General features: G+C 73.7%; 10 protein-coding genes. 6 read left to right on the forward strand and 4 right to left on the reverse strand.

All coding sequences use genetic code 11. The features are described from left to right. Positions 1 to 2: 2 nt before the first annotated feature. The gene (locus tag KIS93_RS02045; RefSeq protein WP_080037793.1) at positions 3 to 2,396 is read right to left on the reverse strand and encodes an AfsR/SARP family transcriptional regulator; all 2,394 of its coding nucleotides are present in this window, start codon (positions 2,394 to 2,396) and stop codon (positions 3 to 5) included. A gap of 414 nt (positions 2,397 to 2,810) precedes the next feature. Here KIS93_RS02045 and KIS93_RS02050 point away from each other — a divergent pair, with 414 nt between their 5' ends. The 5 genes from KIS93_RS02050 (at position 2,811) to KIS93_RS02070 (ending at position 9,180) form a co-directional block, all read left to right on the forward strand. Then, positions 2,811 to 4,862: a prolyl oligopeptidase family serine peptidase gene (locus KIS93_RS02050; RefSeq protein ID WP_080037794.1), complete on the forward strand. Its 2,052-nt coding sequence runs from the start codon at positions 2,811 to 2,813 to the stop codon at positions 4,860 to 4,862. A 118-nt stretch (positions 4,863 to 4,980) separates the two neighbouring features. Continuing rightward, on the forward strand, positions 4,981 to 6,138 hold the full coding sequence (locus tag KIS93_RS02055) for a HesA/MoeB/ThiF family protein (RefSeq protein WP_080037795.1): 1,158 nt from the start codon (positions 4,981 to 4,983) through the stop codon (positions 6,136 to 6,138). 219 nt (positions 6,139 to 6,357) lie between these two features. Next, complete coding sequence (locus KIS93_RS02060) at positions 6,358 to 7,608, forward strand: MFS transporter (RefSeq protein ID WP_080037796.1); 1,251 nt, start codon at positions 6,358 to 6,360, stop codon at positions 7,606 to 7,608. Further along, positions 7,605 to 8,693: a nitric oxide synthase oxygenase gene (locus tag KIS93_RS02065; RefSeq protein WP_080037797.1), complete on the forward strand. Its 1,089-nt coding sequence runs from the start codon at positions 7,605 to 7,607 to the stop codon at positions 8,691 to 8,693. The genes KIS93_RS02060 and KIS93_RS02065 overlap by 4 nt, the downstream gene beginning before the upstream one ends. A 13-nt stretch (positions 8,694 to 8,706) precedes the next feature. Continuing rightward, positions 8,707 to 9,180, forward strand: coding sequence for a hypothetical protein (locus KIS93_RS02070; protein WP_186403534.1), 474 nt, complete (start codon positions 8,707 to 8,709; stop codon positions 9,178 to 9,180). Positions 9,181 to 9,217: 37 nt separating this feature from the next. Here the strand turns inward: KIS93_RS02070 and KIS93_RS02075 are convergent, their stop codons facing one another. Further along, positions 9,218 to 10,519, reverse strand: coding sequence for an FAD-binding oxidoreductase (locus tag KIS93_RS02075; protein WP_080037799.1), 1,302 nt, complete (start codon positions 10,517 to 10,519; stop codon positions 9,218 to 9,220). Positions 10,520 to 10,787: 268 nt separating this feature from the next. On the opposite strand from KIS93_RS02075, the gene KIS93_RS02080 reads away from it, so the two are divergent. Then, a complete protein-coding gene (locus tag KIS93_RS02080; protein ID WP_080037800.1) occupies positions 10,788 to 11,822 on the forward strand; it encodes an ABC transporter substrate-binding protein in 1,035 nt (344 codons plus the stop codon). Here KIS93_RS02080 and KIS93_RS02085 read toward each other — a convergent pair. Together KIS93_RS02085 and KIS93_RS02090 are read right to left on the reverse strand one after the other, a co-directional pair. Further along, on the reverse strand, positions 11,812 to 12,297 hold the full coding sequence (locus KIS93_RS02085; RefSeq protein WP_080037801.1) for a metallophosphoesterase family protein: 486 nt from the start codon (positions 12,295 to 12,297) through the stop codon (positions 11,812 to 11,814). The two genes, KIS93_RS02080 and KIS93_RS02085, sit on opposite strands and share 11 nt — an antisense overlap. A 163-nt stretch (positions 12,298 to 12,460) precedes the next feature. Then, positions 12,461 to 13,174, reverse strand: coding sequence for an SRPBCC family protein (locus tag KIS93_RS02090; RefSeq protein ID WP_080037802.1), 714 nt, complete (start codon positions 13,172 to 13,174; stop codon positions 12,461 to 12,463).

Raw genomic sequence — 13,174 nt, forward strand, 5'->3', positions numbered from 1 at the left:
CCTCAGGGGGAGGCCGGGTCCACCTGCACCCGCCAGATCCCGCGCGGGTCGAGGAACGACGCCACCGTCCGGGCCAGCTGCCCGGCGTGCGTGACGAAGCCCGCCTCCGCCGCCCGGCGGGCCGCCGCCAGCAGCACCAGGTGCTCGGCGGTGAACCACGTCCGCGCCGCGCCCCGGTCGGCCGGCGACTCCGGCGTCACCAGCGGCAGGGCGGGGCGCAGGTCCGCGGGCAGGTCGTCGGTGCCCCGCCCCGGCCGCAGGATCCGGCCCGCCTGGTGGGCGCTGTGCAGGTAGTGGTCGAGCAGGCGGTGCAGGGTCGTCCGCCGCTCGTCCCGGCTGTCGTGCGCGTCGCTCAGCTCGCACGCGTACGCGCGGAGCAGCCCGTGGCAGGCGAACCGGCCGGGAACCCGCTCGCTGAGCATGCTCGTCCTGGCCAGCTCCGCCACCAGCGGGCGGGCGTCGGGCGGCGGCAGCCCCGCCAGGCTCGCGGCGGCGGCCGGGGTGAAGTCGGGGCCCGGATGCAGCCCGAGCAGCCGGAACAGGCGCGCCGCCGGCGGGGTGAGCCGCCGGTAGGACCAGGAGAACACCGCCCGCACGTCCGTCGCCTGCTCGCCTCCGTCGAACGGATCCAGCCGCGCGCGGGCCCCGCGCAGCTCGGCGGCCAGGGCGGCGAACGGCAGGCACGGGCCGGTGGCGACGCGGGCGGCGGCGATGGACAGGGCGAGCGGCAGCCGCCCGCAGTACGCGACGATCTCGTCCAGCGCCGCCTCGCCAGGGCCGGTCGCCGCGCGGCCGGCGGACGAGCGCCGGGTGAGCAGCAGGCGGGCCGCCTCCTTCGGCAGCAGGTCGACGACGAACGCGTGCGCGCCCTCGACCGCCACCAGGCCCGTGAGCCGATCCCGGCTGGTCACCACGGCGAGACAGCCGGGCGCGCCGGGCAGCAGCGGGCGGACCTGCTCGGCGTCGAGGGCGTTGTCGAGCACGATCAGCATCCGGCGGCCCGCCAGCAGGCTCCGGAGCAGCGCGGCCCGCGCGTGCAGGCCGGCGGGGACCTGGTCCGGCTTGATCGCGAACGCCTCCAGGAACCCCTGGATCGCCTCCGCCGCCTCCATCGCCGTCACCGTCGGGCCGAAGCCGCGCAGGTTCACGTACAGCTGACCGTCGGGGAACCGGTCGCGAATGCGGTGCGCCCAGTGCAGCGCCAGCGCGGTCTTCCCGACGCCCGCCATGCCGGTGAGCACCACGGCGCCGCTGTGGTCGTGGCCGTCGGCGAGCAACGCGTCCAGCCGCTCCAGCTCCGCCTCCCTGCCGACGAACCGCGGCACGTCGTGCGGAAGCTGCGCGGGCGTCAGCCACGGACGCGCCACCCGCCGCCCCCTCCCCGCCGCACCGGCCTCCGCGCCGCCGGTTCCTGAGCCGCTGGTCGCGGTGCCGTTCGCCGCCGTGCTGCGCGCAGTGGCGCGGCGGCGGCCTGCCGAGGGCTTCCGTGTCTCGTCGGGCGGGTGGTGCGGTGCCGGGGCGGGACGCGGCGGCGAGACGATGGGGAGGACCTCCGGCTGGGACGGGGGAGCGGAGAGGGTCATGAGGTCGGGGTCGGCGGCGAGGATGCGCTGGTGGAGGCCCTGGAGCAGGGCGCCCGGCTCGACGCCCAGCTCCTCGCGGAGCCGCCGCCGCGCGTCATGGAAGGCCGCCAGCGCCTCACCCTGGCGCCCGGACCGGTACAGGGCCAGCATGAGCAGGCCGTGCAGCCGCTCGCGCAACGGATGGTGGGCCACGAGCCAGCGCAGCTCGGCGACGAGGTCGGCCTGACTGCCCACCGCCGTGTCGAGCGGGGTGCCGGGCCCCGCGAGCGCCAGGTCCACCTCCATGCAGTCCTCGATCGCGCCGACCCGCCGCTCGTCGAGCTGGTCCCGCATCATGTCGACGAACGGGCTGCCCAGCCCGTCGCACACCGGCCCCCGCCACAGCCGCAGCGCCTCGTGGAAGGCGTGTGAGGCGAGCCGCAGGTCACCGGCGCAGCGCGCCTCCCTGGCGCGGCGGACCTCCTGCTCGAACACCTCCAGGTCCAGCCCGCCCGAGGGCACGCGCAGCACGTACCCGGCCTCGGTCCAGGCCAGCGTCCCGGACGGCGCCCGCCCGCGCCGGCCCGGCTCCAGCCCGGCGCGCAGGCTCGACATGTGCTTCTGCAGCAGGTTCACGGCGTACGCGGGGACGCGGCCGCCCCACAGCTCGTCGATGAGCCTGTCGCGGCTCACCGGCCGGTTGGCGTGCAGCAGCAGGACGGCCAAGGCGACCCGCTGCCGGCCGGACCCCAGGGTCAGGGTGTCGCGCGCCCGCCACGCGCGCAGCGGCCCCAGCACCTCGAATCGGACATCCTCTCCATGTCCTTCGGACATCCCGCCTCCTCAGAAGTAACACGAGTGTTGCTGTCCGCGAGGTGTGGCCGGACCGTCCCGGTCTTGATCCGCCGGGAACGCCCCCTCATTCGTCGTGCGGCGGGACGGGGATGACGCCCGACGGTCCGAATTCATGACATGTCGGAAATTTCCAGCCCCGAGCCCCTTTCCAGCGCTTTGACCAGCGCCCTTTCCTGCGATGCCCCAGAAAGTCCTCCAGCGACAGGTCCAGGACGCATTCCAGGACGCGCTCCAGGATGCCGGCCGGTGCGGCGACCAGCGGCGGGTCCAGCGGCGGGTCCAGCGACCGTTCCAGACCCCGCGGCGAAGCTTCGGTGGCAGCGGGACGCACCCAGCCGGCACGGCGACGGAGGGAGCCGGACAGTGTCCGAGGTCACGAGGTCTTCGGGAGTCATGGACACGAGCATCGTGCCGGCGCGGCGGGACGACGTTCGGGAGGTGCTCGGCGGCCGTGAGGTGGCCGACCCGTACCGGTGGCTGGAGGACCCCGGCACGCCGGAGACCCGCGACTGGCTGGCGGCGCAGGCCGACCTCTTCGCCAGGGCGCGGGACGGCTGGCCGGCCGGCGGCTGGTTCCGCGAGCTGCGGCAGCTCACCTCGTTCGAGCGGCTGTCGGTGCCCCAGTGGCGGGGCGGGCGGGCCTTCTACACGTGCCTGCGTCCCGGCGCGGAGCATCACGCGCTCATGGTCAGGGACGCCGGAGGCGACCGCGCGCTGTTCGAGCCGGACAGCGCGGACCCGGAGCGGCGCACGGTGCTGGGGTTCTGGTCCGCCTCCGCCGACGGCCGGTTGATGGCCTACCAGACGGCGGTGGGCGGGTCCGAGCGGTTCACGCTGCGGGTCCTGGACGTGGACACCGGGACGAACGTTGACGAACCCATCACGGGCTGCCGGTACTCGGCGGTCGCGTGGCTGCCGGGCAGGGACGCGTTCTACTACACGCGCCACGACGAGGACGAACGCTCCGGCCCCCGGCTCTGCCTGCACCGCGTGGGGAAGCCGGCCGACGCGGACGCGGTGGTCTTCGGCGGCGGCGCCGACCGCACGGCTGAGGTGGACGCGCTGGTGGGGGCGGACGGGCGGCTGCTGGTCGTCCAGGTGGCCTCCGGCCTGTCGGCGGCCAACGACGTCTGGGTGGCCGACCTGCGCGAGGCCCCGATCGAGCGGCCCGCCCTGCGCCGGCTGCCGCTGCCCGAGGACGGCTGGACCTCGGCCTGGCCGGCCCAGGACGGCCGCCTGTACCTGCTGACCGACGCCGGCGCCCCCCGAGGCCGCCTCCTCGTGACCGGCCTCTCACAGGAGCCGCACACGCTGATACCCGAGGACCCGGAGGCGGTGCTGGACGGGTTCGCGGTGCTCGACGGCCTGCTGCTGGTCCACTGGACGACCGCCGGCCACGCCACCGTGACCCGCCACGACCCGGCCACCGGCCGCCTCCTCGGCGAGGTCGAGCTGCCCGGCCGCGGCATCGTCACCGAGCTGGCGCCCGGCGGCCAGGGTGACGAGGCGTGGTTCGAGTACTCCGACCGCGTCACGCCCGAGACCGTCTACCGCTACGACGCCGGCACCGGCGCGAGCACGGCGTGGCGCCGCCGCCCCGCCCCGGTCACCCCGCCGGTGACCGCGTCCGAGACGGTCTGCCGCGCACCGGACGGCACCCCCGTACGGATCCTCCTGCTCGCCCCTTCCTGGCACCGGGCGGGCCCGCTGCCCACGATCCTTGAGGGGTACGGCGCCTTCGGGGAGCCGCGCGTCGCCGACTACTACGCCGCGGCCCTGGCGTGGGCCGGGCGGGGCGGCCTGTTCGCGGTGGCGTGCGTGCGCGGCGGGGGCGAGGGCGGCGAGGCGTGGCACCAGGCCGGCCGCCGCGAGCACAAGCAGCGCGGCATCGACGACTTCATCGCCGCCGCCGACCACCTGGTGGCCGCCGGGCACAGCACCCGCGACGCGCTGGGAGCGTTCGGGACCAGCGCGGGCGGCCTGCTCGTGGGCGCGGCGATGACGCAGCGCCCGGAGCTCTTCCCGGCGGTCGCGTGCACGGCGCCGCTCCTCGACATGGCCCGCTACGAGCTGACGGGGCTCGGCGAGTACTGGCGCGAGGAGTTCGGCAGCCGGGAGGACCCCGAGGAGCTGGGCTGGCTGCTCGGCTACTCGCCGTATCACCGGGTCGTGCCCGGCACCCCGTACCCGGCCGTCCTGCTGTCGGCGTTCGCGGAGGACACCCGCGTCGATCCCCTGCACGCGCGGAAGATGACCGCCGCGCTGCAGTTCGCCACCACCTCGCCGCGCCCGGTGCTGCTGCGCCACGAGGCGGGCGCGGGGCACGGCGAGCGGGGACGCACGGGCCGGTTGTCCTACTTCTCCGACGTGCTCGCGTTCTTCGCCCACGAGCTGGGCCTCGCGAGCATCACCCCGACGGAACCGAGAGGAGGTGAACTTCCATGATCAAGAAGTCGACCAAGCGGTACAGCGTCGCCGGTGGTGCCCAGAAGGGCTGATCCCGTTGCGGGTGGGGCGTTCTCACGGGGCGCCCCACCCCCCGCCCAGTCCCGGAAGGAAAGCCATGACTCATCCCGTGCTCAAGACGAGCATCCCCTACTTCATCGCCGACGGGTCGGTGCACTTCCGGCTGGGCGGCGAGCTGACCTCGCTGGAGGACGCGGACGGCCGCGTCAGCCGGCTGCTGTCCCTGCTGGACGGCACGCGCACCCCGGAGGAGGTCCACCGCGACCTGCACGCCGTGCACCCCGACGTGACGGCGGACGACGTCCGCGAGGCCATCGAGGAGCTGGACGCGCTGCGGCTGATCCAGAGCGCCGACGACGCCGGCGACGACTTCGACGGCCCGGCCCGCGAACGCTGGTCGAACAATCTGGGCTTCTTCGAGACGTACGCCTCGCTGCACGCCTCCAAGTACGACTTCCAGCGCCGCATCCGCGACGCCCGCGTGGCCGTGCTCGGCGTCGGCGGCATCGGCAGCCACGCGCTGATCGACCTGGTCGCCATCGGTTTCGAGGACATCAGGATCGTCGACTTCGACCGCATCGAGCTGTCGAACTTCAACCGCCAGATCCTCTACGGCGAGCCGTACGTGGGCCGGGTCAAGGTGGAGGTGGCCGCTGAGCGGGCGCGCGCGCTCAACAGCGCCGTGCGCATCGACCCGGTGCAGCGCAAGCTGATGTCCGGCGACGACGTGTACGAGGTGGTGCGCGACCGCGACATCGTCATCGCCGTGGTGGACCGCCCCAAGGTGCACGTCGCCCACTGGCTGAACGAGGGCTGCGTCCGCGCGGGCACGGCCCTCATCGTGGGCGGCGTCGACACCCAGCGCGCCCTGCACTACACGATCGTGCCCGGCGTGTCCGGCTGCATCGAGTGCTGGTACGACCAGGTGCGCGGCACCGACCCCACGTCCCTGGCCGTGATGAACGTGCTGGACGAGATCGACCGGGAGGGCGGCACGTTCGGCGAGGACACCGCCGCCTTCAACGGCCTGGTGCTGTTCGGCGCGGGTTTCCTGGTCGCGGAGATGGTCCGGATCGCCAGCCGGGTCTGCCCGCCGCTGTCGGTGGGCCGGATGCTGGAGATGACCTTCCACGATCCGCGCCTGCGCGAGGCCGAGACGTGGAAGCGCGACCCGCGCTGCGCGACGTGCGGCGACGCCCGGCCGAAGCCGAGCCTCGAGTGGCTGGCCGGCGACATCGGGCCGCTGCCCCTCTGACCGTCACCCCGACACGCACGCCCAGCGAGAGCAGGGAGGAGGTGAAACGCCATGATCAAGAAGTCGACCAAGCGCTACAGCATCGCCGGTGGCACGCAGAAGGCGTAGCCTCCGCCGGCCGGGTGGGGCGTTTCCGGGCGCCCCACCCCCTCGCCGCCGGCGCCACGCACGGTTAGTGTCCCGGTGAACCCCTCGTCAGTCCGTTGGGAGGACCCTGCCATGGCACAGGGAGGCGTCCGGCTGCGCAGCGCGTTCCTCGTCTCGTCGATCGGCGACTGGATCTACCGGTTCGCCGCGCCCACCCTGATCCTGCAGATCACGGGCTCGGCGTTGTCGGCGGCGCTGGCGTACGTGCTGGAGTTCATCCCGTACATCGTCGTCGGGCTGGTCGCGGGCGTCATCGCCGACCGGTGGGACCGCCGCAGGATCCTCATCACCTGCGACTGCCTGTCCTTCGCGATCGCGCTGGTCATCGCGGCCGTGGCGGCGGCGGAGCGGCCGTCGGTGGCGCTGCTCTACCTGTGCGCGTTCCTGCTGGCCGCGGTGCGGCCGTTCGCCTTCCCCGCCTTCCAGGGGTTCATCGTGGACACGGTGCCGCAGGAGCGGCTGTCCCGGATGAACGCCTGGACGCAGACCGTCGACAGCTCGCTCGGCTTCGTCGGGCCGGTCGTCGGCACCGCGTTCATCGCGGCGCTGGGCGTGCCGCTGGCGACGCTGGTCAACGCGCTGACGTTCGCGATCTCGGCGCTGCTCATCTACCGGATCGCCCACGTGTCTTCGCGTGAGAAGCCCGCGGCGGGCGTGCGCGCCGAGCTGTCCGGCGTGGGCCGGGACTTCGTGGCCGGGCTGCGCATCCTGCGCTCGATCAGGCCCGTCTGGTGGGGCACCCTGCTCATGGCCGCCGCCAACTTCGCCGGCTTCGTCGTCGAAGGCAACCTCGTCTACCTCATCCTCCAGGTGGAGGGCCTGCCGGCGGTGGCGCTGGGCGCCGTGTTCGCCGCGCAGGGGCTGGGCGCGGTGCTCGGCGCGGTGGTGGCGCCCCGGCTCATCGACAGGTATCCGACGGGCCGGCTGCTCACGTCCGGGATGGCGCTGTCGGCGCTGGCCATGGCGCTGCCCGCGGCGTTGCCCGCCGTCGGGGTGATCGCGGCGGCCTGGGCCGTGGAGGGCGTGGCCACGTCGGTGATCGTGGTGTCCTGGTTCACCGCCCGGCAGACCGTCGTGCCCGCCGACGCCATCGGCCGCGTCGCCTCCGTGAGCAGGGCGGCGGCGTACGCGACCATCCCGGTCGGCGCCCTGGCCGGCGGCGCGGTCGTGGGCGGCGCGCTGGCCGCGTGGGGCGGGCCCGTCCGGACGTTGTTCCTGTGCGCGGCCCTCGTGCAGACGGCCGTCGCCGCCGCCACCGCCCTGTCACCGCTGCGGGACATCCACGAGGCCGTGCCCGCGCCCACCACCCCGGGGGATCCATGAGCGTCAGCACCGCGACGGCCGCCGTCGTCGCCCAGGAGGCGGAGTCGTTCCTCGGCCTGTGCGCCGACGGGCTCGGCTGGGACCGGGAGCGGCTGGCCCGCCGCCGCGCGGCCGTCCTGGACGAGCTGGCCCGCACCGGCACCTACCGGCACACGCCCGCCGAGCTGGTGCTCGGCGCGAAGCTCGCCTGGCGCAACCACACCCGGTGCATCGGCAAGCTGTACTGGAAGACGCTCATGGTGCGCGACTGCCGCAGGCTGCACCACCCCGACGCCATCGCCGCCGCCCTCACCACCCACCTCGTACGCGCCCACAACGGCGGCGCCATCCGGCCGATCATCACGGTGTTCCCGCCCGACACGCCCACCGGCGCCGGCCCCCGGATCGTCAGCCCCCAGCTCGTCCGGTACGCCGGCTACGAGCGCCCGGACGGCACCCGCCGCGGCGACCCCGCCAACACCGGGCTCACCCGGCTGGCCGGCGAGCTGGGCTGGCGCGGCGCGGGCGGCGACTTCGACCGCCTGCCGGTGCTGATCCGCGACGCGCGCGGCCGCCTGACCGGGCACGACCTGCCCCACGACGCCTGCCCCGACGTGCCCATCACCCATCCCGCGCTTCCGTGGTTCGCCGAGCTGGGGCTGCGCTGGTACTCCTGCCCCACGGTGTCGGACATGCGGCTCGAGATCGGCGGCGTCACCTATCCCGCCGCGCCGTTCACCGGCTGGTACGTCGGCACCGAGATCGGCACCAGGAACTTCGGCGACCGCGACCGCTACGACCTGCTCCCGGAGGTCGCCCGCCGGCTGGGCCTCGACACGCGCGACGACCGCACGCTGTGGAAGGACCGCGCGCTGACGGAGCTGAACGTGGCGGTGCTGACCTCGTTCGCACGGGCCGGGGTGCGGATGCTCGACCACCACACGATGGCCGACCACTTCCACCGCTACGTCCAGGCGCGGCGGCGGGCGGGGGAGGACGTGCACGCCGACTGGAGCTGGATCATCCCACCCACGGCGGCCTCGGCCACGCCGGTCTTCCACGACTCCTACGATCCCGCGATCCTGTCACCGAATTTCTACCGGTAGTACCATTTTTCGGATGATCGGCGAGTTATTCCGGGAGAACATTCACCTGTCGTACCACCAGATCCAGATTCGCCCGCAGGACGAGCTGGGCCCCGCCTGTCCGCGAGCGTTCGGCAACGGCCTCGTCGCCCTCGACGACGAGGAGCCCGACGGCGCGACCATCCTCACCGGCATCGCGATGGGCCAGGTGGAGATGACCGTGCGGCTCGCCGAGGAGGCCCCGCCCCTCGACCTGGACTCCTGGGAGGAGATCGTCGACATCTCGATCGAGTCGACCTTCGGCTCGCTCATCGTGTGCGGCCTCGACGGGGACCTGCCGAGGAACCTGCCGAACCTGGCGTGGAAAGGCCCGGCTTCTACCGCCTGCGCGTGCACGCGATCGGCCGTGACACGGACGTCGACGGAACGGCCTTCACCCCCACCGAACGCTATGCGATTGTCTCCTGGCCCGCCCCCTGCCCCGCGCCCGACCGGGTGCACAAGCTGACCGACGTGTTCGGCGCGGAGGTACGCGACCGGGCACCTCAGGCCGGCACGACGTGGCCGACGCGGAAGAACCCGTCCGGGTCGTAGACGCGCTTGACCTCGCGCAGCCGCCGGTAGTCCGCCTCGGTGAACGCCGCCGCCGTCCGCGCCGGGTCGGCCAGGAAGTTCAGGAACGTCCCGCCGTTGGCGTACGGGCGCAGCTCCTCCGCCAGCCCCGGCACCACGGTGTCCACGATCACCGACAGCTTGGTGGCGCGGTGGCTCACCGGCCCGGCGTCCGGCCCAGGACGGCCCATGGCGCCGCCCCAGTGCCGGATCTCGATCGTCTGCGCCTGCTCCGCGGCCCGCACCAGCGCGGAGACGACCTCGCCGGGCACGGTGTCGAACATGTCCATGTGCCGGTTCGGCGTCCCGCCCATCGACGTGGCCGCGTACGTGGTGGTCCGCGTCTCGTCCAGCAGCGCCGGCCCGGCCGCCGCGAGCAGCGGCGCGAGCAGCCGTCGGCCCTCCTCGGCCGTCCCGGCGTGCAGGACCTTGAGCATGACCACGTGCCGCCCGCGCACCGCCGCCGGCGTCTGCTCGTCGCCGGGCATGCGCTTGAGCACGACCGCGGTGCTGATCTCGTCGGGGGCGTCGTCGATCCACGTCCGGTACGCCTCCAGCGTCCGCTCCGCCACCTCGATCGGGAAGTAGACGAACCCGGCGAACACCTCGGAGACCGGGTGGAGCCGGAACTCCAGCGAGGTCACCACGCCGAACCCGGCACCGCCGCCGCGCAGCGCCCAGAACAGCTCGGGGTGGCTGCTCGGGCTCGCGGTCACGTGCCGGCCGTCGGCGAGCAGCACCTCGGCCCGCAGCACGCTGTCGGCCGCGAACCCGTGCTTGCGGGCCAGCCACCCGAGCCCGCCGCCGAGGGTGTAGCCGGTGACGCCGACCGACGGCGCCGAGCCGGACAGCGGCGCCAGCCCGAACGGCGCGGCGGCGGCGATCACGTCGGCCCAGCGCGCGCCCGGCCCGACGTGGGCGATCCGGCGCTCCGGGTCCACCAGCACCGACGCCATCGCGGAGGTCTTGACGAGGATGCCGCCGTCGCACGGGGCGTGCGTGCCGTGGCCGGTGGACTGCACCGCGAACGGCAGCCCGTGTGCCCGCGCCGCCAGCAGCGCGATCCGCAGGTCGGCGACGCTCTGCGCCTCGGCGATCAGCGCCGGGCGGGAGTCGACGGCCGGGTTCAGTGAGCGGCGGGCCTCGTCGTAGCCGGCCTCGCCCGGCAGGTGCACGGTCCCGGTGAAGCCGGGGAGGCGGAGGTCTTCCTGGATGCTGCTGTACGGCTGGCTCATCGGTCTGGCCCTTCTGGTCTGCTCTGTTCCTCGATCTGGGATCAGAGTGCTGGAGGGCGCTTACGGTCGCGTTCCCGTCGCCTTACCGCCGCCCTTAAGGTCTCCAGGATCTTGCCGCCGGGCCTGCGGCACATCGGCCGCCGGTCGCCGCTGCGGCTACGCCGCCCGTCGTACGGGGGATGGGCGCGTACTCCCCCGAGAGGACCTTCAAAGTTAGGTAAGGCTAATCTAATATCTCGATCACCAGCTTGGCTCAGAAGGAGACCCCATGGCCGATGTCCCGCGACGCGCCCTCGTCGCCCTCGGTGCCGCCGCCCTGCTCGGCGTCAGCGCCTGCGGCGGGACGGCCGCGCCGCCCGCGTCGTCCGCGCCGCCCGCGTCGTCCGTCCAGGGCGGCTCTTGGACCTGGCAGGACGACCGCGGAAAGAAGATCACCCTGCCGCGGCGCCCCCAGCGGGTGGTGGCCCAGTCGGCCGCCGCCGCCGCGCTGTGGGACTTCGGCGTGCGGCCGGTCGGCGTATTCGGCCCGCACAAGCTCAAGGACGGCGGGCGCGATCCCGAGGTGGGCGAGGTCGACATCACCAAGGTGGAGTCGATCGGCAACGTGTGGGGCGAGTTCAACGTCGAGAAGTACGCCGCGCTCCGGCCCGACCTGCTGGTGGCCGGCATGTACGTGAAGGACACGCTCTGGTACGTCCCCGAGCAGTCCGTCGCGGCCGTCGACCAGATCGCCCCCACCGTCGGCGTGCAGCTCAGCGGCAAGCCCCTGGTGCAGATCATCGAGAGGTACGGCCGGCTCGCCGAGGCGCTCGGCGCCGACCTCACCGCGGCGCCCGTGGCTGAGGCCAAGAAGCGCTTCGAGGACGCGAGCGCCGCCCTCAAGCGGCTCGCCGCCGACCGGCCCGGCCTCAGCGTCATGGTCGTCACCGGCACGCCCGACTCCCTGTACGTGGCCTACCTGCCGGACCACCCCGACCTCAAGTACTGGGGCGAGGACCTCGGCCTGAAGATCGTCCACCCGGAAAGGCCGACCGAGAGCGAGGGCGGCTTCTGGGAGGTGCTGAGCTGGGAGAACGCCGACAAGTACCAGGCCGACGTGATCCTCGTGGACGCCCGCACCCAGTCCATGAAGATCGAGGAGATGGCCGAGAAACCCACCTGGGCCAAGCTGCCCGCCGTCAAGGCCGGCCAGCTCTACCCGTGGCACGCCGCCGAGCGCTACAGCTACCTCGGCTACGCCAAGGTCATGGAGGAACTCACGACCAACCTGGACAAGGCGCGCGACGACGTCGTCAAGGAGTGACGGGCACGATCTCGGCCCTGACCAGCACGCCCTCCTCGATCGTGAGCAGCCCCAGCGTGCCGCGCGGCTGACGGCGCCGGTCGGTGGGGGAGCCCGGGTTGAAGATCCGCAGGCCGCCGCCCTCCTCGTCGAGCGGGATGTGCGAGTGCCCGAACACCACCAGCTCCGCCTCCGGGAACCGGCGCCGCATCCGCGCCAGCCGCCCCTTGGCCGGGCCGCTGTCGTGGATCATGCCGACCCGCAGCCCGCCGAGCGTCAGCTCCAGCGTCTCCGGCGCCACCACGTCCGGGCCGTCGTTGTTGCCCTTCACGACGTGCACGGGCGCGTACGCGGCCAGCTCGTCCAGCACGAAGGGCACGCAGACGTCACCCGCGTGCAGGATGACATCGGCGCCCCGCAGGTGCTCGGCCACCCGGGGCGGGCACGCGCGCCAGCGGCGGGGCGCGTGCGTGTCGGAGATCGCGACGACGTTCACCCGACCCTCATGCCCCCTCCCGCGCTGCCCTCACATGATCAGGACGGGCCGACGCGCTGCTCGGAGGTGGCGATGACCGCTCAGGCGACCACCGCCCCGAGGCTGCTCTTGGCGGTGGTGGACGAGCGACCCGGCGGCCGATCCCCGTGCAGGGAGCCTGCGGTTATCCGGCGTACAGCTGCTCCAGCCACGCCCGCCACCGCGCCCCCTGCTCCTCCCCGCCCTCGAACAGCAGGTGCGAGGCGATCATGGAGCCGCCGAACCCCTGGAGGAACCGGTACATGGCCGTGCCGGAGCGCAGCCCGACCGTCTGGGAGTTGCGGTGGTAGACGACGCCCTCGACGCCGTTGACCGCGACCCGGTCGCCCACCTCGGGCACCCCGCCGATGGCCGCGTACAGACGCTCCCAAGCCGCCGCCCAGTCCGCGACCGGCGGCCCGAACTCCGTGACCGGCGTCGCGGCCCGCCCCGCGAAGTGGCCGAGGTACTCCACGAGCGTCGCGAAGTACATCTCCAGGCCCTTGGACATGGCCTCGAACTCGTCGTGCCAGTCGTCGCCCGGCAGGAACCCGCTGGTCACCATGCGGACGAGCGTGCTGCCCCGCTCCCGGCCCTCGATCATGAACTCGTAGGCGACGAAGCGCCCGTCGTCGCCCTTGTCGCTGGAGTGGGCCAGGTGCCGGCCGGGCTCGGCGTCGGTGACCCTGGACGGCGGCAGGTCGAACCCGCCGAACGCGGTGCGGACGACCCCGCCGGCCACCTCGGTGCGGCCCATGAACCACGAGTCGATGCCCGGCCCCGTCGAGATGGCCTCCCAGACCTCCTCGGGGGTGGCTCCGACGGTGGCCTCCATCGGCAGCTCGAAGTCGCGGCCCAC

Source organism: [Actinomadura] parvosata subsp. kistnae (assembly GCF_900323885.1).
Classification (GTDB): Bacteria; Actinomycetota; Actinomycetes; order Streptosporangiales; family Streptosporangiaceae; genus Nonomuraea; species Nonomuraea composti.

Coding starts and splice junctions, on each gene's coding strand:
- KIS93_RS02050 (WP_080037794.1), top strand. CDS start 2,811: ATGGACACGAGCATCGTGCCGGCGCGGCGGGACGACGTTCGGGAGGTG.
- KIS93_RS02065 (WP_080037797.1), top strand. CDS start 7,605: ATGAGCGTCAGCACCGCGACGGCCGCCGTCGTCGCCCAGGAGGCGGAG.
- KIS93_RS02070 (WP_186403534.1), top strand. CDS start 8,707: ATGATCGGCGAGTTATTCCGGGAGAACATTCACCTGTCGTACCACCAG.
- KIS93_RS02045 (WP_080037793.1), bottom strand. CDS start 2,396: ATGTCCGAAGGACATGGAGAGGATGTCCGATTCGAGGTGCTGGGGCCG.
- KIS93_RS02075 (WP_080037799.1), bottom strand. CDS start 10,519: ATGAGCCAGCCGTACAGCAGCATCCAGGAAGACCTCCGCCTCCCCGGC.
- KIS93_RS02060 (WP_080037796.1), top strand. CDS start 6,358: ATGGCACAGGGAGGCGTCCGGCTGCGCAGCGCGTTCCTCGTCTCGTCG.
- KIS93_RS02080 (WP_080037800.1), top strand. CDS start 10,788: ATGGCCGATGTCCCGCGACGCGCCCTCGTCGCCCTCGGTGCCGCCGCC.
- KIS93_RS02055 (WP_080037795.1), top strand. CDS start 4,981: ATGACTCATCCCGTGCTCAAGACGAGCATCCCCTACTTCATCGCCGAC.